Origin of the sequence: Bartonella bilalgolemi, assembly GCF_023500045.1 — a bacterium.
Lineage (GTDB): Bacteria > Pseudomonadota > Alphaproteobacteria > Rhizobiales > Rhizobiaceae > Bartonella > Bartonella bilalgolemii.
In genome coordinates this window covers 1-21,497 of sequence record NZ_JAMCOF010000006.1, presented here as the reverse complement: position 1 = coordinate 21,497, position 21,497 = coordinate 1, and the positions used below count along the sequence as shown (strand labels likewise).

Here is a 21,497-nt window from a genome sequence, read left to right as displayed (position 1 = left end):
TCCAAACTCCTCTATAAGAATTATGATTAAAATTCTAACAACAGATATCTATTAACAGTTGCTAGAATCCAGTTCATATGAGATAATATTGACGTACAGAAGTTGCTAATCATAATATTATTATAAGAAACGTTTTGTTATCTTACCAAAAAACATAGAAATAAAATCTTGTTTCAGAGAGTTTAACTTATGAATTTTCCTAAATCGCCATTTCTGTTTAAAATAAATAAGCATCCATCACCTTTATCAGATAAAAAGCGTGAAGAAATTCTAAAAAATCCTGGTTTTGGTCAATTTTTTACAGACCATATGGTTATTATTAAATGGACTGAAGATAAAGGCTGGTATGATGCAATTATTTCTCAGTACAAACCTTTAGAAATCAGTCCAGCAAGTGTCATTTTGCATTATGCGCAGGGAATCTTTGAAGGTTTAAAAGCATATCGTGCAAAAGATGGACGTATTTTATTATTTCGCCCTGAGGCCAATGCACAACGTTTTGTGGAATCAGCAAAACGGTTAGCTATGCCTGAATTACCAAAGGATATCTTTTTGGATGCAGTAAAGCAATTAGTAAAAATTGATCAAAAATGGGTTTCTGATCATCCAAATGCTAGCCTCTATTTACGCCCTTTTATGTTTGGCAACGATAACCTATTAAAGGTTCATCCTTCTCGAGAATATATTTTTTGTATCATAGCATCTCCAGCTGAATCATATTTTACAGGACAAAAAACAACTATTAGCGTATGGCTTGAAACAGACTACAGTCGTGCCGGTCCTGGCGGTACAGGAACTGCTAAATGTGGTGGAAACTATGCAGCAAGCTTAATCGCACAAAACAATGCAACTCAAAATAATTGCAGTCAAGTACTCTTTCTTGATATGGTAGAACATAAATGGATTGAAGAACTCGGTGGAATGAACATTTGCTTTATTATGGCGAATAATATACTTGTAACACCTGCACTTAACGGCACTATTCTTGCAGGAATAACTCGTCATTCAATTTTGAAGTTAGCACAACAAATGGGTTTAACAATAGAAGAGCGACCTTATTCTTTTGAGGAACTCAAAGAAGATGTGAAAAGTAGTCACCTTAAAGAAGTTTTTGCGTGTGGCACAGCTGCTGTTATAACAGCAATCGGACGTATTAAATATAAAGATGGAGAATGTATCATTGCAAATGAAACATGTGGTGAGATTACAGAAAAATTGCGCACACAACTTATCGATATACAAAAAGGAAATATAGAAGATAAAAACGGTTGGGTACACTCTGTTCGACTATCATAATATCTATATAAGAAACTAAAAACATCTTCAAAAATTTATAAAGATATATTTCTCTGAGTAGTGCACCCTTATATTGTCACAATATCGGCTAAAAAATCATCAGCCAAATTTCAATTGATTTCTGTGTTGTGCTTTAATATTCCGAATTGTCCTAGTATGTGAACGCATCACAAGGCTATCTGTTTGAATATAATCACGAGTAAATTTAACGCCAGATAACATGTTACCATCAGTTACACCTGTTGCTGCAAATAGAACATCACCCTTAGCCATTTCTTCCAATGTATAAACCTTATTAGGATTCTTAATACCCATCTTAGCAGCGCGAGCAATTTGCTCTTCTGTATTAAGCTGTAAACGCCCTTGCATTTGTCCACCAGTACAACGTAAAGCTGCTGCAGCTAATACACCTTCTGGCGCTCCACCAATGCCCATATAAATATCAATACCTGTTGCATCTGGATCAGTTGTATGAATAACAGCAGCAATATCTCCATCACCAATTAGACGAATTGATGCGCCAGTCATACGCACTTTATTAATCAATTCTGCATGACGAGACCGATCCATAATACAGACAGTAATTTGATTAGCATCTACCCCTTTAGCTTTTGCAAGAGCATGAATATTATCAGCAGGCTCAGCATCTATATCAACCACTCCCTTTGGATAACCAGGACCAATGGCAATTTTTTCCATGTAAACATCAGGAGCATAAAGTAAATTCCCTTTTTGAGCAATCGCAATCACGGAAAGTGAATTAACAAGATTTTTTGCGCAAATAGTCGTTCCCTCAAGTGGATCAAGTGCAATATCAACAGCTACTCCATTTTGAAGTCCTACTTTCTCTCCGATATAAAGCATAGGAGCTTCATCACGCTCTCCCTCACCAATTACAATCATACCATCAATAGGTAAACAATTAAGTTCTCGACGCATCGCATCCACAGCAGCTTGATCGGCTGCTTTTTCATCACCACGTCCTCGCCAATGTGCAGCTGCAACAGCGGCATACTCAGTCACATGGACTAACTCGAGAGTTAAAATACGATCGAGTCCATTTAAGATCTTTTGAGTTGATTGCGTCATATAAAAAGTCCTACCGGATTAGTATTCATAAAACGACATTAGCATTTTATTCCTAAATATCAATAATACAGCTTTTATAAAGATGAAAGATTTTTACAAGAGAAAACTATAATCTCATTCCCCTTAAATGTTCATTAACTAAATCAAGAAGCTTTATATAGTATTGCATCTTGTAAATATTTTATCTGCTTTAATGATCCTTTCTCACCTTATCATACAATATTTCAGTTTCGCGATGCATATTTCTCCCAGCTCAATTGCATCAAATAAACTGTGGCTTGTAATTTATTTATTAAATGCAGATAATGATTTTTAGGGAGTAATTTTTTTTATGTTAAGTAATGCTTTTACTATGCATCAATCCTATGATAAAAAATAAAGTGAGTGATACTCATTATAAAATTCCTGGATTAATCATCTTCATCTATTTTTTTATCAAAAAAAATGAAAGTATCACTATTTTGCATACTAAAACATATTATCGATTTTTATAAAATATTGGATCATTTGTAATTTTATCAAATGATCTGAGTTATATAATCCCAAGTATATTTCAAAAAATAATTCAAAAAAATGCATTTTTTTTTAAAAAAATCACTTATAGGACTTGCGAAGTAAAAGGATCCTCTCTATAAGCCTCATAATTAGACTGCGCCCATCGTCTAGCGGTTAGGACATCGCCCTTTCACGGCGGAAACAGGGGTTCAATTCCCCTTGGGCGTACCAGATGCTTTTTTTAGATAGTTATTGATCTTTTTTTACAGGCAAAGAAATAGGGCTTTACATTTTCCTTTAATAGCCACTATAAATCAAAGTTTCTTTAAAAGATTATTGCACCTTAAATTATTATAATAGAAACAGGTATGAGTACCTTACATGGGTTACTTTATAAAAAGAAGTTATCCATGAATATAAAAAAGTAAAAGCTTTTATATTTTTAATAGACTATACTCATCGTCTTCGAGTCATGAGCTCTGTTTCTGGTTAACTGACATACTTTGTGAGCTTGCTTAATAATTGCTGTAACTTCCCGTGCTCTACTTACTGATATGCCTATACTGTCAGCAAGCTTATCATACTGTTCCTTATCAAGTGCTTGATACTCCCATGGTGTAAGACGCTCTCTGACTTGATTCGTAAGATCTTTGATCTCTTCGTGAAGAGAAGGATTGGCATTTAAGGCCTTGATTTGATCTTCTTCAGATAAAAAAAGGATATTTCGCACTTGACTAGGCATTTTTATCTTTCGCTGGCAACGTTCGTGTTTTTCTTGATGTCTTTGAAGAATTCTTTCTCTAGTAAAAATTACAGTATTTATATAATCATCCAGTGCTTGCTCGAGCTTACAGTAATTTATCCTAGCTCGTTTGCGCGCTGGACTGTCGACACCTAATATTGTCATACCTGCAAACTTATATTTAAAAAGACTCACATGCTGCTCGATATGCTGTTCACCGAGACCTGAATCTACATGAATCAGATTTATATCCTTATCCAACATTTCCGAGCTTCCATAGACACATTTTGATAGACTTCTGATTCTTTGCATAGCCCTTTGGACGGAGCCATTTTCTGCAATTTTTGAAATAATTTCTTCTTCCGTCAAAGAGGCTACTCTTTCGTCTGGGATGAGAACATTTTCAACATTTTTTTTGGACGTTGGAACTGTAAAAGTAATTCTATCACCAAGCTGCAATGTCTTTACCGTTTCTGGTGCAAGATAATCTTTTTTGCATAAAACATACTGATCATTTACCAAGAGCATAATAGAATCTCGGCTACAACCTTTATAGAGGCCCATATAGGTAGAGCCTTCTTTTGCTACTGCAATAAGCTTATTTCCAATCTCGACATCTTTGATATCATTTTTATGTTGTATGAATTCCTTTAAAATATTTACTTTTTCTGGATTGGAGATATCTTCAAAAAGATTGCGTATAGTGATTACATCATTTTTATCGAATGATAATGCAGCATGGCGGACATATTTCCAACGTTGGTTTGTTATAACTGAAAAGTCAAGTCTATGCCCTGCGGCCTCTGCCATTTTTTCAAAAAATATACGTTGTACACATCCATTTCCACTCCGGAAAGGATATATATTATAAAAGTGAGAAAATATTGTTGATGCTTCACGAACAAATTCTTCACGTGATAAACCTTTCAAACTATTTTTCTCAGCAAGTATTCGATCAATTTCTTCTAAACCGCTTTTAACTTTATCACTGCTTATAGAGCACTTCAGGTCAGGTATTTTTAATGTTGAATTCATCTCAACTGTACCATCTGAAAATGTAAATGGAAGCTCTCGGGTACAACCAGCCCATTCAAATGTATTTTCAAATAAGCGCTTATGAAGATATTTTAGATAAGAGGAATCAAATTTTTCTGGCAGTGGCTCTTCTTTCAGATTAAAACTTGCTTGTATTATATCACGCGCACATCTTTCCTGAAAATCTATACCACGCAATTCATATTTATTTTTTAATGTTAAACCATCAGAATAAGTATAACCATTTAAATAGGCATAACTATTTAGTAAAACGTCATCCATTGGAATCTTAGACTTCTTCAGTGAAGAATCTATAGAAGACAAATCCCTAAGGAATAAATCTCTGGAGAAAAAATTCCTAAGTGTAAAATCATTAGATTTAGATGCAGAATATCTGCGTAAAAAATCATTAGCAGCATCTTTTCTTACAGTTGCAAGTTTTTCAGGAGAGATATCAAGCCCATGAACCATATACATATTGATGGTTATATCAATCACTCTAAGAAGCTCTTCTGGTGCTTTTCGAAACATGTCTATATGTGTCGATACTGCACCGGACACATTGTCTATATCAACCATTTCATTTGACTTTTGCTCTTCCTTTAATAAAGAAGATGTAAAATTACGAGTTGATTTCTTTTGTATGTATTTCTTTAATTTCAATAAGCTTTGATAAATAATACTAATCATTTTTAACAGGTAAAAAATATAAAATTCTAATATGTATATTATATTATATTATTATCAATATGTTTTTTTTATGATAAAAATATTATTATATATTTAGTAAATAACATTGTTAATGGTTATTACTTTTATAAAATATTGAGATGAAAGTTAAACAATAAAAAAGCCACAAAATGGTCAAGAATAGTGAAGAAAAAACATAAACAAAACCAATAAACTATAAAATTCTAACTTTGACAATTTTGACAATGAGGTATTTATTTTATTGTTTTTTATCTTGAGTATAGATTAACACTCTTTGTAAATTTTTTATAACCAAACTTGTTATCTGAAAATTTCAGTCGTGATAACAATCAACATTCCTAATGTGTATTGTGTTAGATACCAGAAGGTAAACATAATGCTCGTAATAGTTCATATTTATACTACTACAAAGAGTCTCTAATTGTATAATAATTAAATTTAAAAATTTTAGTTTGGCTAATGCAATCTCTAATAATAAAACAAAGAAATTGATATAAATAAATTTTCTTATTTTATTTAATAAATAATAGAAAAACGAAGAGATCCTATGGCTCCAGTAAATATTTGCTTACCTTCCTGTTGAAATTTTTGAATTAATTGCTCATCAATCACACGGCAATCCCACATTGTACCAAACATATTACCTTGTTTCCAATTAACTGATTTTCCAATAAGATTTTCTATATCTGATTGATTATATATTCTAGCAGTATCACGTTCTAGAGCTGTAAACAAAGCTTGTGGTCCTCCAAGCAATTTCCCTTCTCTTGCTAAAGAATGTACAAGATCTCTCAATTGATTACCATCCATTACCAAAGGAACATAAACCTGAAAACGACCACTTGGAACGCCATCATAATCTTGAAATTGTGATGCATCAGCTTCAATTAAAGTATCCCATAAAGAAAGAGAATGAGTACTACCAATTAAAGAAGGTAAGATTTCTGTAAATTGAACTTTACTATCAGAATTATCAGAAAACTCTTGAAAAGATGATAATGTATCATACAAAATCGAAGGAATAATATTTTTACTACTAATGTGCACAGATGGCACCTGAACAGTACCCTTAAGCACCTCATTGAAATTCTGCTCTTTATGTGAGCTATGTTTTTGGTAACCATCAATTCTCGGACTTACCTGAAATGAGTCAACAGAAACCATTATCTTCCCCCATTTAAATGGTACACCCTAATACCTTACATTGTGCTTAATATAACACAGATAAAAAAACTTTAAAATAAAAACTTAGTTATATATGCAAAAAGCTTTTTCTCGATTTCTGTTTTTAATTTCCATCATGGATCTGAAAATGCTATAAGCAAAAAATATTGTTTAAATAAAAAAAGGATTCCTAATGGCAAAGATTAAAGTGACAAATCCCATTGTCGAAATTGACGGCGATGAAATGACTCGTATTATCTGGAAATATATTAAGGATAAGCTCATTCATCCCTATCTTGATATTGATCTTAAATATTACGATCTTTCCATTAAAAATAGAGAAGCAACCAGCGATCAAATAACAATTGATTCTGCTCATGCTATCAAACAATATGGGGTTGGTGTAAAATGTGCAACCATTACTCCTGATGAAGCACGCGTTAAAGAATTTAACTTAACAAAAATGTGGAAATCTCCAAATGGAACAATTCGCAATATTTTAGGAGGTGTTATTTTTCGTGAACCTATTATCTGTAAAAATATTCCACGTCTCGTTCCAGGTTGGACAAAACCAATTATTGTCGGACGTCATGCCTTTGGCGATCAATATAAAGCAACGGATTTCAAATTTCCGAATAAAGGAAAATTAAGTATTAAGTTTGTTGGTGATGATGGTCAAATTATCGAACATGATGTCTTTAATGCTCCAAGTGCAGGAGTTGTAATGGCGATGTACAATCTTGATGAATCAATCCGCGACTTTGCCCGCGCATCCTTTCATTATGGGCTTCAACGCAATGTCCCCGTCTACCTTTCGACAAAAAATACCATTTTAAAAGCCTATGATGGTCGTTTTAAAGATATCTTTCAAGAAATATTTGATACAGAATTTAAAGCCGAATTTGAAAATCGTAAATTATATTATGAGCATCGTCTTATCGATGACATGGTAGCTTCTGCACTTAAATGGTCAGGTGGTTATGTTTGGGCATGTAAAAATTATGATGGTGATGTTCAATCAGATATCGTTGCTCAAGGATTTGGTTCTCTCGGTCTTATGACTTCTGTTCTCATGACACCAGATGGTAAAATTGTTGAAGCAGAAGCTGCACATGGCACAGTAACTCGTCATTACCGTCAGCATCAAAAAAATCAAGAAACATCAACAAATTCTATTGCGTCCATTTTTGCTTGGACACGCGGACTAACGCATCGTGCCAAGCTTGATAATAATGAAAAATTAAAAAATTTTGCTACTATATTGGAAAAAGTCTGTATTCATACTGTTGAAGAAGGTTTCATGACAAAAGATCTTGCTATTTTAATCGGTCCCGAAAAAAAATGGCTGTCTACAACAGAATTTCTTGATAAAATTGATGAAAACCTAAAAAAAGAAATGACTCATTAATATCATTCCAAATTCAAAGCTTTCTATTTAGAAAGCTTTGAGTTTTCTTCTATAAATCGTTAAAATGCACATTTTATGACTCGCTCTAATAGAAGTCTCTTTATATGTATAAAAACACTTTTTATTATATTTGTTGTATTATTTTCTATCGAGGTCACCACTATGCTGCTCTCTTTTAATTATTCTTACGCTTTATAAAAGACTAAAATAGCTTTTAAAATATCTTTACTTACTCAGAAAAATATTGATTATATTTTTCCATGTACCATAAAAAACAGAAAATCAACAATCCACACAAAGTTAAAATACCTCCAAGGATAGCTGTATATTCATAACTATAGCCTAATTTCAAAACATATGCTCCCAATTCCGCACCAAGAGCATTAGCAACGTTAAAAGCAGATTGCATCAAAGCGCTTGCTAATATCTGTGCAGGTACGGCAATATCCATGATTTTTGTTTGCATAGAAGGCATAGATGCAAAAGAAGTCCCAATAAGAAAACATCCTAATGCTGCTGTTAGCGGAGTATATGATAAAAGGAAAAAAAGAAAAAAAATAAATGTGCTCCAAAGCATAGTAAAAAATATCGTTGCTGAAGAACCAATCTTAACCGCGAATTCAGGACCTAAAATATTACCCACAACCATTCCCAATCCCATCAACGGCATAATAAATGGTACCCATTCAAGAGAAACATTAGACACATAAAGCAATGTTGACTTAATATATGTAAAAACAGAAAATAATCCTGATGCACCAATTGATACCATAGCTAAAAGGAACCACACTTCCTTTTTCTTTAATGCACTTAACTCGTTTAAAATGCTTGTTTTAGCAAAATTAGAAACAGAAGGTAAAAATTTCCAAATAAGAAAACAACACACAAAAGAAACAATACCTACAAGAAAAAATGCAACCTGCCACCCAATAAATTGGCCGATCCAAGTTGCACTTGGTGCTCCGATAACTGTTGCAATTGTCAAACCAAGCATAACACTGCCAACAGCTTTTGACCGTTCATTTCTTTCTACCATACAAGATGCAACCATAGTCGCAATACCAAAATAAATGCCATGTGGAAGACCGCTGATAAATCGCAAGATCACCAATACATTAAAATCAGAAAAAAATGCGCTAACAATATTCGCCAAAGCATAACAAAACATCAATCCTATCAAAACAGCTTTATGTGGCAGCTTAGCTGTTACAACAGCTAAAATAGGTGCTCCAATCACAACTCCTAAAGCATAAGAAGAAATATATTGTCCCGCTATAGCAATACTAATATGTGAGCTATTCGCCATCTCCGGTTGTAAACCCATTGCAACAAACTCAGCAGTACCAATAGCAAAGCTTCCTACTGCAAGAGCTAAAATACCCAAATGCTTGGTTTTAAAATCAATTCTAAAAGACATTAAAAAATTTTATCCTTAGAAAATCCATATCTTATTATTTTTATATTTTGAATGTTAGTCTATTAAATGCGCTGTAAAATGAGCAAATAATACGTTTTTAATATCAAAAAGCAATTTCTTTAAAAAAAGATATACAGCTTTCACGTTTTACTTTTATGATATTTTATAAAGATAAACACAAAGCATCTTAAAAAGATAATTTTCATACTTCTTTAAGGATTTACTAACTTAGAATTAACATTGTTAATTTAGATAGTTATTAGAAACAGAAATAAGCTGCTTCTCTCCGGATCAGGTAGTGCGTGCCGGAGCAATACTTTTTGTTCAATAGGTAGTACCATAGAGAAATAAATAACATCCTCCGTATATCTACTTAGAGCAGCACATTTATATTCCTTGAAAGAGCTATCTGAACGTTTTTTCTGTATTAACAAAATTTTCTTTACAATAATTTATCGCCCTTGCATCCATAAGGCTGCGGTATCAGAGCAAAAGTCAGCATAACATCCTGCTTTAATAGCGTCACGGATACCTTGCATTAGCTGCTGATAATAAAAAAGATTATTCCAAGTTAATAACATGCCTCCAAGAGCTTCACCAGATTTGATTAAATGATGCAAATAAGCACAACTATAATCGCGTGCAGCAGAGCAAGGTGATTGTGAATCAAGAGGATTTGGATCTTCTGCATAACGTGCATTTCGCAAATTAATTTTTCCAAAACGAGTAAAAGCTAAACCATGGCGCCCTGCACGAGTTGGCATAACACAATCAAACATATCTACTCCTCGAGCTACACTTTTTAAGATATCATCTGGTGTCCCTACTCCCATGAGGTAGCGCGGCTTGTCCTCCGGTAAAATTGAACAAGTAACATCTAGGACAGCTGTCATAACATCCTGAGGTTCGCCAACCGCAAGACCTCCAATGGCATAGCCTTTCAAATCCATTTCTTTTAATGCTTGAGCAGAGCGTTCACGCAATTTCATATTATCTCCACCTTGAACAATACCAAAAATTGCTTTTTCTGGTTGAGTACCAAAAACTTTTTTACAACGCTCTGCCCAACGCAATGAAAGTTCCATAGCAGCTTCTATTTCTCTCTCTGATGCCGGTAATGCAATACACTGGTCAAGTTGCATTTGAATATCAGAATCAAGAAGCCCTTGGATTTCGATAGAACGTTCTGGACTCATTTCATAATATGCCCCATTAATATGAGAGCGGAAAATAACACCCTGCTCCGTAATCTTACATATCCCTGAAAGAGACATAACCTGAAAACCACCAGAATCCGTTAAAATAGGTCCAGACCAACGAACAAATTCGTGTAGCCCCCCTAAACGGGCAACACGCTCAGCTCCTGGTCGTAACATTAAATGATAAGTATTGCCCAAAATAATATCTGCACCAAGAGCATGCAACTGGTCCATATACATAGCCTTAACGGTTCCAGCCGTCCCAACTGGCATAAATGCAGGTGTGCGAATACGCCCTCGTCCCGTTATAATTTCACCTTGACGAGCATATCCATCTTGAGAATTTTTTTTATAGTGAAATGCTTTTATCATTATTTTATCTTTTTGATCTCAGAAACCCATATTACTACTAAAATAAAAGCAATCGCCCTTTTACCGCAGTTATAAATTACGGCTCTCTTTTATTCACTAATACTAAAATTAGTCAAAAAAATTAAAGAAAATAAAATCTGCTCTTAAATGATCAACAAAATAAAAACAATTATTTAATACAAAAAAATATCTAACATTTTATGATGTTAGCCAATGTGCTTTCTTTTAATCGCAAATTTTATGAAAAATGTATTTTCACGTAGATAAGCTAATCTTTTTTGCAATCTTTTATTTTGAAATCTCAACATTCAAAACTCTTTCTGCATGAAAATACACCATTTATATGCAGCTCTCATGCTGTAAAATTGCAAAAAATGTTACGTAACATCTCTATTATTTAGCATCTGCAACAATTGTAGCTTTAATAATTGCATCTGGATCCATGACAGGTTCACCGCGTTTGATTTTATCAATATTTTCCATCCCTTTAAGGACCTGTCCCCATATGGAATATTGACGATCAAGCCAAGGAGCATCTGCGAGACAAATAAAAAACTGCGAATTAGCGGAATTTGGATTCTGGCTACGTGCCATAGAAACTGTACCACGTTTATGAGGAAGATTTGAAAACTCTGCTTTTAAGTCGGGTTTATCTGAACCACCCATACCAACACGTGATAAATTAAATTTTTCAGCATTTTTTTTGCCAAACTGCACATCACCAGTTTGAGCCATGAAATCGTCAATAACACGATGGAAGACAACATCATCGTATGCGCCCTCACGCACAAGTTCTTTGATACGTATAACATGAGCAGGAGCTAAATCAGCAAAAAGCTCAATTACTACTTTCCCTTTTGTTGTTTCAAGAATTAAAGTATTTTCCGGACCTTTGTGCTCGATCATAGTGTTATTCCTTTATTTCTACTTTCACTTTTTTCTCAACTTGCAAATAGGCAGCATTAATAACATCAGGATCTATTACAGAGCCATTATTATCTACAGTTCCTTTTTTAATTTTATCAACAATTTCCATTCCTTTTACAACTTCTCCAACAACAGTGTACTGACTGTTTAAGAAAGTAGCATCATCAAGACAAATAAAAAATTGAGAATTTGCTGAATGTAGATCTTGTGAACGAGCCATACCAACAGTACCACGCTTAAAAGGTTGTTTTGAAAACTCTGCCGGTAAATTAGAATAATTTGAACCACCCTTACCAACATTTTTGAGATCAAAATCAACACTATCTTTTTTTCCAAATTTCACATCACCAGTCTGTGCCATAAAACCAGGAATAACGCGATGAAATACAACATTATTATAAGCACCTTCTTCTGTTAATTTCTTAATTCGAGCAACATGATTTGGTGCAAGATCTGGACGCAGTTGAATAATCACATCACCATTTTTAAGAGATAAAACAAGAATATTATGATCATCTGCAGCAGCACTAAATGAAAATAAGTAAAAAATACATGTTAAAACAGTAAAAATTCTAAAAAACACAATCATTCTTCCCTTTAAGATTTAAATTTTGAGTACAAAGCTTGTGCAACATTTTGAGGAACAAAAGGCGCAATATCTCCTCCCATAGTTGCAATTTGACGCACCAATGTGGAGCTTATCATACGACTAGAAATACTCGTTGGTAAAAAAATTGTTCGCAACTCAGGAGCCATTACTTCATTCATTCCTGCCATCTGCATTTCATAATCAAAATCAGTACCATCACGCAATCCACGAATAAGAAACGAAGCACCAATTTCACGCGCTTTCTCAATAAGGAGATTATCAAATGAAATAACTTGTAATCGATCAGAACCTATATTCAATAAATCTTTTCTCACTTGTGTAATTAAAGCAGCACGTTCTTCAAAACTAAAAAATGGCTTTTTTGTAGCTTGTATACCAATAGCCACTACCACTTTATCAGTGAAAACTAAACTACTTCGCAAAATATCAAGGTGACCATTTGTAATAGGATCAAAAGATCCTGCATAAAGAGCAATTTTCATCTATTTTTCCGATAATCCCAGAATTATTTATCTTAATTAACATCATCCATACCAGAATGCTTTTCACTGTCATCATCTAGTTTGTTTGCATCATCTTCAGGATCAGAAATACGCTCAACCGATACAACTTTTTCACCCTTTGCTGTATTGAAAATTGTTACCCCTTTTGTAGAACGACCAGCTATACGAATACCCTCAATAGGAACTCGAATAAGTTGTCCTCCATCTGAAACCAGCATAATTTGATCTTGCGCTTTGACTGGAAAAGCTGCTACTAACTTGCCAATTTCAGTAGCTTTAGTTGGATCAGTTGCGCGAATTCCTTTTCCACCACGCCCTGAAATACGAAATTCATAAGAAGAAGATCGCTTTCCATATCCAAACTCACTAACTGTTAAAAGCATTTGCTCACGAGCAGCAAGCTCTGCATAACGCTCATCTGTTAGTTCTGTTTCTACTTCCTCTTCATCTTCATCAACAATTACAATATCTTCCGCATCTGTACCAGCAGCACGTCGTTCATTAATTGCACGTTTAATATAAGCAGAACGCTCGACCGATGTTGCCTCAACATGTTCTAAGATAGTCATAGAAATAACCTTATCACCATCAACCATATTGATACCACGTACCCCTACCGAATTACGCCCCATAAAAACACGAACATCAATGACTGGAAAACGAATACATTGTCCATTGGCTGTTGTTAGAACAACGTCATCATGCTCTGTACAAGTTTCTACAGATAAAATTTCATCTTCGTCATCAAGTTTCATGGCAATTTTACCATTACGATTTACTTGAATAAAATCCGATAATTTATTGCGGCGTACTGTTCCATGAGTTGTTGCAAACATAACATCTAATTTACTCCAACTTTCTTCATCTTCTGGCAATGGCATAATTGTTGTTATACGCTCTTTCTCCTGTAAAGGAAGCATATTGACTAAAGCGCGCCCACGCGACTGGGGTGTTCCGATAGGTAAACGCCAAACTTTTTCTTTATAAACAATCCCACGTGATGAAAAGAAAAGAACAGATGTATGTGTATTACTCACAAACAAACGGGTTACAAAATCCTCGTCCTTTGTGGACATACCAGAACGCCCTTTACCCCCACGACGCTGAGCACGATATGTATTGAGAGGTACACGTTTAATATAACCACTATGACTAACCGTTACCACCATATCCTCCGGCACAATTAGATCTTCATTATCCATCTCAGCACTACCAAAACCAAAGATAGTACGTCGGGGAGTTACAAATTCCTCGCGAAGAGTGCTTAGTTCATCCTTAACAAGGCCCATAATCCGTAAACGTGATGCCAAAATATGAAGATAATCCGTAATATCTACCCCAATTTTATTTAATTCATCAGCAATTTCATCACGCCCAAGTGCGGTGAGCCTTTGTAAACGTAACTCCAGAATAGCTCTAGCTTGTTCTTCAGATAAATTATATGTGTTATCCTCATGGATGATATGACGAGGATCATCAATAAGCTTAATTAAAGATGCTACATCAGCAGCCAACCAGCGCCGCTCCATTAACTTTATACGGGCTGTCTGAGGATCAGGTGCCGTACGAATTAATGCTATAATTTCATCAATATTGGCAACAGCAATAGCAAGACCAACTAAAACATGCGCACGCTCACGCGCCTTACGCAAAAGATATTTTGTGCGCCGACTGACCACCTCTTCGCGAAAAGAAACAAAAGCACGAAGCATATCAAGCAACGTCATTTGCTCAGGCTTTCCCCCATTCAACGCAACCATATTACAACCAAAAGAAGTTTGTAATGGTGTATAGCGGTACAGTTGATTCAAAACAATATCTGCAACAGCTTCCCTCTTAAGTTCAATAACAACCCGATACCCATCACGGTCAGATTCATCACGTAGATCAGAGATTCCTTCGATGCGCTTATCGCGTACTAATTCAGCTATCTTCTCAATCATCGTTGCTTTATTAATCTGATAAGGGATTTCGCTTACAATAATTGCCTGTCGGTTATTGCGAATTTCTTCAATATCAACCTTAGCACGCATAATAATTGAACCACGCCCTGTTTCATAAGCGGAGCGAATACCTGAACGACCGAGAATAATACCACCCGTAGGAAAATCCGGACCAGGAATAATTTCAATTATTTCATCAAGCGTTATAGTAGGATTGTCAATTAAAGCAATACATCCATCAATAACTTCACCAAGATTATGCGGAGGAATATTGGTGGCCATTCCTACAGCAATCCCACCTGATCCATTAACTAAAAGATTAGGAAAACGTGCCGGTAAAACCATAGGCTCACGCTCACGTCCATCATAATTATCTTGAAAATCAACTGTCTCTTTATTGATATCAGCTAAAAGTTCTTCTGCAACTTTTTCTAAACGACACTCTGTATAACGCATTGCAGCAGGAGGGTCACCATCAACCGATCCGAAATTTCCCTGTCCATCAATCAATGGATTTCGTAAGGAAAAATCCTGTGCCATACGCACCAATGCATCATAAATTGAAGCATCACCATGAGGATGAAACTTCCCCATAACTTCCCCAACAACACCTGCTGACTTACGATAAGATTTATTAAAAGAAAGACCCATTTCATTCATCGCATGAAGAATACGTCTATGAACAGGTTTAAGACCATCGCGCACATCAGGTAGTGCACGCGATACAATAACACTCATCGCATAATCGAGATAAGAGCGTTGCATTTCTTCAACAATACTAACTGGCTCAATACCGGTCAGCACATCATGTTCTGATTGTGTAGTAAGATCGGTCACAACTTCAATACTTTCAAAAAAGAATCATTTTGATCTTTTATATCGAAAAAAATTGCAAAATGCTAATCCCTCTCTTTACAAAGATTAAAAATTTAACGATAATTTTCAATATGTTATTTGCTTTTATTAAAAAGCGTAATCGTATATGAAATGAATAGAGGGTTCTCTCCTCAATAAAAAGTAAAATAAATAGCTATGTAAATATATCCTCTGCGTTATTTAAACCATTATCTTAATGGTACAGTAAACAAATATTTCCAAAATAGAATATCACTATAAGATTATCAAAAAGGAATATCATCATCCAATTGGTGTGAAAAATTCTCTTTTAATTGATTATTCTTCTGATCAAAATCATCTTTTTGATCAAAACTACCGCTGGACTGATTATTGGATATTTGTTCTCCACTTCCTACCCCACGGCTATCGAGCATTTGTAATTCACCACGGTATTTTTGTAAAACGATCTCTGTTGTATAACGATCATTTCCATTTTGATCTTGCCATTTACGTGTCTGCAGCTGACCTTCGATATAAATTTTACTTCCTTTTTTTAAATATTGCTCAACAACTTTAATCAAATTTTCATTAAAAATAACGATATTGTGCCATTCTGTTCGCTCTTTACGCTCATTTGTATTGCGATCCCGCCAACTCTCTGAAGTAGCAATACGTAAATTTGCTACTTGATCACCAAAATTCAAACGGCGAATTTCAGGATCCGCACCAAGATTACCAATCAAAATAACTTTATTAAGGCTCCCAGCCATTGTATAAACTCCACAAATTTAAATCATTTGCATTATAGCAAAAGCTAACAATAACGTATAGTTTATTTCACATAAAAAATAAAAAACCACTATCTTAACTTTATCATTTATCCAAATTTGCATTCTTTCCTAGATGCAGCAATTGAACACATTGTAATTTTCAAAAAATAATCTTATTTCATATTCATGACTTAATTTTTGTTCATATACGCTGAGGGTTGACATGTCTCATCAAAAATATATCTCTATTCGCGGCGCACGTGAACATAACCTAAAAAATATTGATCTTGATCTCCCACGTGATAAACTCATCGTCATAACAGGTCTTTCTGGTTCAGGAAAATCATCTTTAGCTTTTGATACAATTTACGCTGAAGGCCAACGTCGTTATGTTGAAAGCCTTTCCGCTTATGCACGTCAATTTTTGGAAATGATGCATAAACCAGATGTCGATCAAATAGATGGACTTTCCCCTGCTATCTCCATTGAGCAAAAAACAACCACACGCACTCCTCGTTCAACAGTTGGCACTGTCACTGAAATCTACGATTATATGCGTCTGCTCTTTGCTCGTATTGGTACTCCATATTCGCCTGTTACGGGTCTCCCAATTGAGAGCCAAACAGTGAGTCAAATAGTTGACCAAATTATGACACTTCCAGAAGGTACTCGAATTTTTATTATGGCACCTTTAGTTAGAGGAAGAAAAGGCGAATATAAAAAAGAACTAACAGAACTTTTAAAAAAAGGATTTCAACGTGCAAAAGTTGATGGGAAATTTTATGAAATAGCTGATGTCCCTCCTCTTAATAAAAAATATAAACATGATATAGATGTAGTAGTAGACCGCATTGTCGTACATAATGATATCACTGCTCGACTAGCTGATAGTATAGAAACTTGCTTACAATTAGCAGATGGTCTTGTAATTGCTGAAATGGCAGATCAGCCTTTAACAGAAAAGGAAACTGTAAAAGGATCTTTTAACAAATCAACAAATGAAACCCACAAACGACTCATTTTTTCAGAAAAGTTTGCTTGTCCTATATCTGGCTTCTCAATCCCTGAAATTGAACCACGCTTGTTTTCATTCAACAATCCTTTTGGAGCTTGCCCTACTTGTGATGGACTTGGTACAAAAAAAGTAATTGATCCGGTAAGAATCATACCAAATGAAAATCTTACTTTAAAAGCTGGAGCTATTGCTCCTTGGTCAAAATCATCCTTATCTTGTCATCATCAAACTTTAGAAGCATTAGGAAAAGTTTATGGGTTTAAGCTCAGAGATAAATGGCACACGCTCTCAGATGAAGCACAACACGCTATTTTATATGGAACAAAAAAAGAGATCTCCTTTTGCTATAAAGATTCTGCACACTCTTACACTACAAAAAAAACCTTTGAAGGTGTTATTCCAAACATGGAGCGGCAATGGAAAGAAACAGATTCTAAACATTTTCATGAAGAAATTGAACCTTACATGTCTTCTTCACTCTGCCCAACCTGTAATGGTTACCGTTTAAAACCAGAAGCACTTGCTATAAAAATTCATGGAATGCATATCGGGCAAATATCAGAACTTTCCATTTTAAAAGCACGTCATTGGTTTTCCAATGTTCATCAATATCTCAATGAAAAACAGCGCAATATATCAGCACGAATTTTAAAAGAAATCTGCGAGCGCTTAACATTTTTGAATCGTGTGGGACTCGAATATCTTACCTTATCCAGAGCTTCAAGTACGCTTTCAGGTGGAGAAAGTCAGCGTATTCGACTAGCATCGCAAATTGGCTCTGGTCTCACAGGTGTCTTATACGTCTTAGATGAACCGTCCATTGGTTTACATCAACGTGATAATGAACGTCTTTTAAAGACGCTATGTCATCTACGTGATCTTGGAAATACAATTATTGTTGTTGAACATGACGAAGATGCTATTCTTACTGCGGACTATATTGTCGATATCGGTCCTGCTGCAGGCGTTCATGGTGGACAAATCATAGCTCAAGGACCACCACAAAAAATTATGAACACCCCATCTTCACTTACAGGTCAATATCTTTCAGGAAAAATAACAATTAATTTTCCTGCTCAACGACGCAAAATATCAAAATCAAAAACACTTAAAGTCATTGGAGCCAGAGGTAATAATTTGAAAAATATCAGTGTAAATATTCCTCTTGGAACTTTTACTTGCATAACTGGTGTTTCTGGCGGAGGAAAATCAACATTTCTTATTGAAACCCTCTTCAAAGCTGCATCGCGTCATATCATGGGAAGCCATCAAATCCCAGCGAGCTACGATAAAATTGAAGGATTAGAGTTTCTTGATAAGGTAATTGATATCAATCAATCACCTATTGGGCGTACCCCACGTTCCAACCCAGCAACTTATACTGGCATTTTCACTCAAATCCGTGATTGGTTCGCAGAACTCCCAGAATCAAAAGCTCGCGGTTATCAAGCTGGACGTTTCTCATTTAATGTTAAAGGAGGACGTTGTGAAGCATGTCAAGGAGATGGTGTTATCAAAATAGAAATGCATTTCTTACCTGATGTCTATGTTACTTGTGATGTATGCCAAGGAAAACGCTATAATAGAGAAACACTTGAAGTGAAATTTAAAGGCAAATCTATTGCTGATATACTTGATATGACAGTTGAAAAAGCAGAAGAATTTTTCCAAGCTATTCCTACTATTCATAACAAAATAGGAATCCTCGTTAAAGCTGGTCTTGGTTATATTAAAATCGGGCAACAAGCCACAACACTTTCTGGCGGTGAAGCTCAGCGCGTAAAACTCGCTAAAGAACTTTCACGCAAAACGACTGGTCGCACACTTTACATTTTAGATGAACCAACAACCGGTTTACACTTTCACGATATTTCCAAGCTTCTTGAAGTGCTCCATGAACTCGTCGAACAAGGTAATACAGTTATAGTCATTGAACATAATCTTGAAGTCATAAAAACAGCTGACTGGATTATTGATCTGGGACCGGAAGGTGGAGATAATGGTGGTGAAATTGTTGCTGTCGGTCGCCCTGAAGACATTATTAATGTCCCCTCCTCTTATACTGGCAAATTTTTAAAAGAACTCTTGCTACGTCGACCTTTACATAATTTAAAATCTTAAAATAGATCATAAATATCTAATAAAGCACTATAAAAAATAACGTCTTAATTTATATATTATTGCCTTTTATAAATTTTATAATTTTTTATCCTATAAAATAATAATGCTATATTCTATAATGCTATATTCTATATTGCGTTATTTTTGATTTTTTTGTGAAGAAAGTGCTTTTTTGACACACCTTATTATCGTAATCGTAAATAGTATAACGGTATATAAACTTATAAAATAAAATCGTTGGAGATAATTTCAATATGAAAAAAATTGAAGCCATCATAAAACCTTTTAAGCTTGATGCAGTAAAAGAAGCGCTTCAAGAAATTGGTCTACAGGGTATCACAATAACAGAAGCAAAAGGTTTTGGTTGCCAAAAAGAACAGACAGAACTTTACCGTGGTGCAAAATATGTTATTGATTTTTTACCTAAAGTCAAAGTTGAAGTTGTTGTTACTGATGAAATCCTAGAGAAAGCAATTGAAGCAATTCGTAAAGCAGCTCAAACAAAACAAATAGGAGATGGAAAAATATTTGTTTTACCTATCGATGAGGTTATTCGTATTCGCACTGGTGAAACCGGTATTGATGCTCTTTAAATATCTATAAATTTTTATCTTTTCTATTCACCTCAATCCAATAAGGAAATTGAATATGACTACCGCTTCAGACATTCTTAAACAAATTATAGATAATGATATACGCTTCGTTGATTTACGTTTTACCGATCCAAAAGGCAAATTGCATCATGTTACAATGGATATTGCTGAAATTTGCGAAGATACATTCACCGACGGTATTATGTTTGATGGTTCTTCAATTGCTGGTTGGAAAACAATCAATGAATCGGACATGGTTTTGATGCCCGATGCAGAAACAGCTTATATTGATCCTTTTTTTGCTCAATCAACTTTGACCATATTATGTGACGTACTTGATCCTGTTTCAGGAGAATTCTATCATAGAGATCCACGTTCTATTGCTAAAAGAGCTGAAGCTTATATGAAATCTTTAGGAATCGGTGATACAATCTATGTAGGACCAGAGGCGGAATTTTTTATCTTTGATGACGTACGCTATAAAACTGATCCTTATAATACAGGTTTTAAACTCGACTCAAGTGAAAGTCCATCAAATGATGATACTGAATATGAAATGGGCAATCTTGGTCATCGTCCACGTATGGGAGGTGGTTATTTTCCAGTCCCTCCTATCGATTCTTGCCAAGATATACGCTCTGAAATGCTTACTGCATTAAAAAATATGGGTGTACATGTTGAAAAACATCATCATGAAGTAGCAGCAGCTCAGCATGAATTAGGTATTCGGTTTGATACACTGGTTCGTGAAGCTGATAAAATGCAAATTTTTAAATATGCTGTGCATCAAATTGCTAATAGTTATGGAAAAACAGCAACCTTTATGCCAAAACCAATTTTAGGAGATAATGGTTCAGGTATGCATGTTCACATATCAATTTGGAAAGACAAACAACCAATATTTGCAGGTAATGAATATGCTGGGCTATCAGAAACTTGTTTATTTTTTATTGGTGGTATTATCAAGCATGCAAAAGCACTCAATGCCTTCACAAATCCATCAACTAATTCTTACAAACGCTTAGTTCCTGGGTATGAAGCACCTGTTCTTCTTGCCTATTCTGCACGTAATCGTTCTGCAGCATGCCGTATTCCATTTGGTGCTTCGCCACATTCAAAACGTGTAGAAATTCGTTTTCCGGATTCAGCGTCGAATCCATATTTAGCATTTTCAGCACTTATTATGGCTGGTCTTGATGGTATAAAGAATAAGATTCATCCTGGCCCAGCTATGGATAAAGATCTTTATG

General features: G+C 34.9%; 15 protein-coding genes and 1 tRNA gene. 6 read left to right on the top strand and 10 right to left on the bottom strand.

Features of this window, described 5'->3' with window-relative positions; all coding sequences use genetic code 11:
- The first annotated feature begins 189 nt into the window (after nt 1-189).
- Nucleotides 190-1,296, top strand: a complete 1,107-nt coding sequence (locus tag M4Z11_RS04325) for a branched-chain amino acid aminotransferase (protein WP_249676728.1) — start codon at nt 190-192, stop codon at nt 1,294-1,296.
- A gap of 99 nt (nt 1,297-1,395) precedes the next feature.
- On the opposite strand, the gene glpX is transcribed toward M4Z11_RS04325, so the two are convergent.
- Nucleotides 1,396-2,385 (bottom strand): class II fructose-bisphosphatase, encoded by a 990-nt coding sequence (gene glpX, locus M4Z11_RS04320; protein WP_249676726.1) that lies wholly within the window; start codon nt 2,383-2,385, stop codon nt 1,396-1,398.
- 651 nt (nt 2,386-3,036) lie between these two features.
- On the opposite strand from glpX, the gene M4Z11_RS04315 reads away from it, so the two are divergent.
- Nucleotides 3,037-3,111: transfer RNA gene (locus M4Z11_RS04315), tRNA-Glu, on the top strand.
- Between the two features lie 211 nt (nt 3,112-3,322).
- Here the strand turns inward: M4Z11_RS04315 and M4Z11_RS04310 are convergent.
- Nucleotides 3,323-5,347 (bottom strand): BID domain-containing T4SS effector, encoded by a 2,025-nt coding sequence (locus M4Z11_RS04310; RefSeq protein ID WP_249676723.1) that lies wholly within the window; start codon nt 5,345-5,347, stop codon nt 3,323-3,325.
- Nucleotides 5,348-5,884: 537 nt separating this feature from the next.
- Nucleotides 5,885-6,532 carry a hypothetical protein gene (locus M4Z11_RS04305; RefSeq protein ID WP_249676721.1) on the bottom strand — a complete coding sequence of 216 codons (648 nt, stop codon included), beginning with the start codon at nt 6,530-6,532 and terminating at the stop codon, nt 5,885-5,887.
- 193 nt (nt 6,533-6,725) lie between these two features.
- Between M4Z11_RS04305 and M4Z11_RS04300 the strand changes: the two genes are divergently transcribed.
- Complete coding sequence (locus tag M4Z11_RS04300; RefSeq protein WP_249676719.1) at nt 6,726-7,940, top strand: NADP-dependent isocitrate dehydrogenase; 1,215 nt, start codon at nt 6,726-6,728, stop codon at nt 7,938-7,940.
- A gap of 229 nt (nt 7,941-8,169) precedes the next feature.
- Here the strand turns inward: M4Z11_RS04300 and M4Z11_RS04295 are convergent, their stop codons facing one another.
- The 7 genes from M4Z11_RS04295 to ssb form a co-directional block, all read right to left on the bottom strand.
- Nucleotides 8,170-9,357 (bottom strand): MFS transporter, encoded by a 1,188-nt coding sequence (locus tag M4Z11_RS04295; RefSeq protein WP_249676717.1) that lies wholly within the window; start codon nt 9,355-9,357, stop codon nt 8,170-8,172.
- A 452-nt stretch (nt 9,358-9,809) separates the two neighbouring features.
- Nucleotides 9,810-10,928, bottom strand: a complete 1,119-nt coding sequence (gene tgt / locus M4Z11_RS04290) for a tRNA guanosine(34) transglycosylase Tgt (RefSeq protein ID WP_249676715.1) — start codon at nt 10,926-10,928, stop codon at nt 9,810-9,812.
- Nucleotides 10,929-11,321: 393 nt separating this feature from the next.
- Nucleotides 11,322-11,834, bottom strand: coding sequence for a peptidylprolyl isomerase (locus M4Z11_RS04285; RefSeq protein ID WP_249676712.1), 513 nt, complete (start codon nt 11,832-11,834; stop codon nt 11,322-11,324).
- A 4-nt stretch (nt 11,835-11,838) separates the two neighbouring features.
- Complete coding sequence (locus tag M4Z11_RS04280) at nt 11,839-12,444, bottom strand: peptidylprolyl isomerase (protein ID WP_283772511.1); 606 nt, start codon at nt 12,442-12,444, stop codon at nt 11,839-11,841.
- An 8-nt stretch (nt 12,445-12,452) separates the two neighbouring features.
- On the bottom strand, nt 12,453-12,947 hold the full coding sequence (gene coaD / locus M4Z11_RS04275; protein WP_249676710.1) for a pantetheine-phosphate adenylyltransferase: 495 nt from the start codon (nt 12,945-12,947) through the stop codon (nt 12,453-12,455).
- Between the two features lie 32 nt (nt 12,948-12,979).
- Nucleotides 12,980-15,748: a DNA gyrase subunit A gene (gyrA, locus tag M4Z11_RS04270; RefSeq protein WP_249676707.1), complete on the bottom strand. Its 2,769-nt coding sequence runs from the start codon at nt 15,746-15,748 to the stop codon at nt 12,980-12,982.
- Between the two features lie 284 nt (nt 15,749-16,032).
- Nucleotides 16,033-16,518: a single-stranded DNA-binding protein gene (gene ssb / locus M4Z11_RS04265; protein WP_249676704.1), complete on the bottom strand. Its 486-nt coding sequence runs from the start codon at nt 16,516-16,518 to the stop codon at nt 16,033-16,035.
- A 223-nt stretch (nt 16,519-16,741) separates the two neighbouring features.
- Here ssb and uvrA point away from each other — a divergent pair, with 223 nt between their 5' ends.
- From uvrA to glnA, 3 genes are all read left to right on the top strand, one after another.
- On the top strand, nt 16,742-19,654 hold the full coding sequence (gene uvrA, locus M4Z11_RS04260; RefSeq protein ID WP_249676702.1) for an excinuclease ABC subunit UvrA: 2,913 nt from the start codon (nt 16,742-16,744) through the stop codon (nt 19,652-19,654).
- Between the two features lie 254 nt (nt 19,655-19,908).
- Nucleotides 19,909-20,247 (top strand): P-II family nitrogen regulator, encoded by a 339-nt coding sequence (locus tag M4Z11_RS04255; RefSeq protein WP_249676699.1) that lies wholly within the window; start codon nt 19,909-19,911, stop codon nt 20,245-20,247.
- Nucleotides 20,248-20,302: 55 nt separating this feature from the next.
- The coding region (glnA, locus tag M4Z11_RS04250) for a type I glutamate--ammonia ligase (protein ID WP_249676696.1) at nt 20,303-21,497 on the top strand (1,195 nt) is incomplete at its 3' end.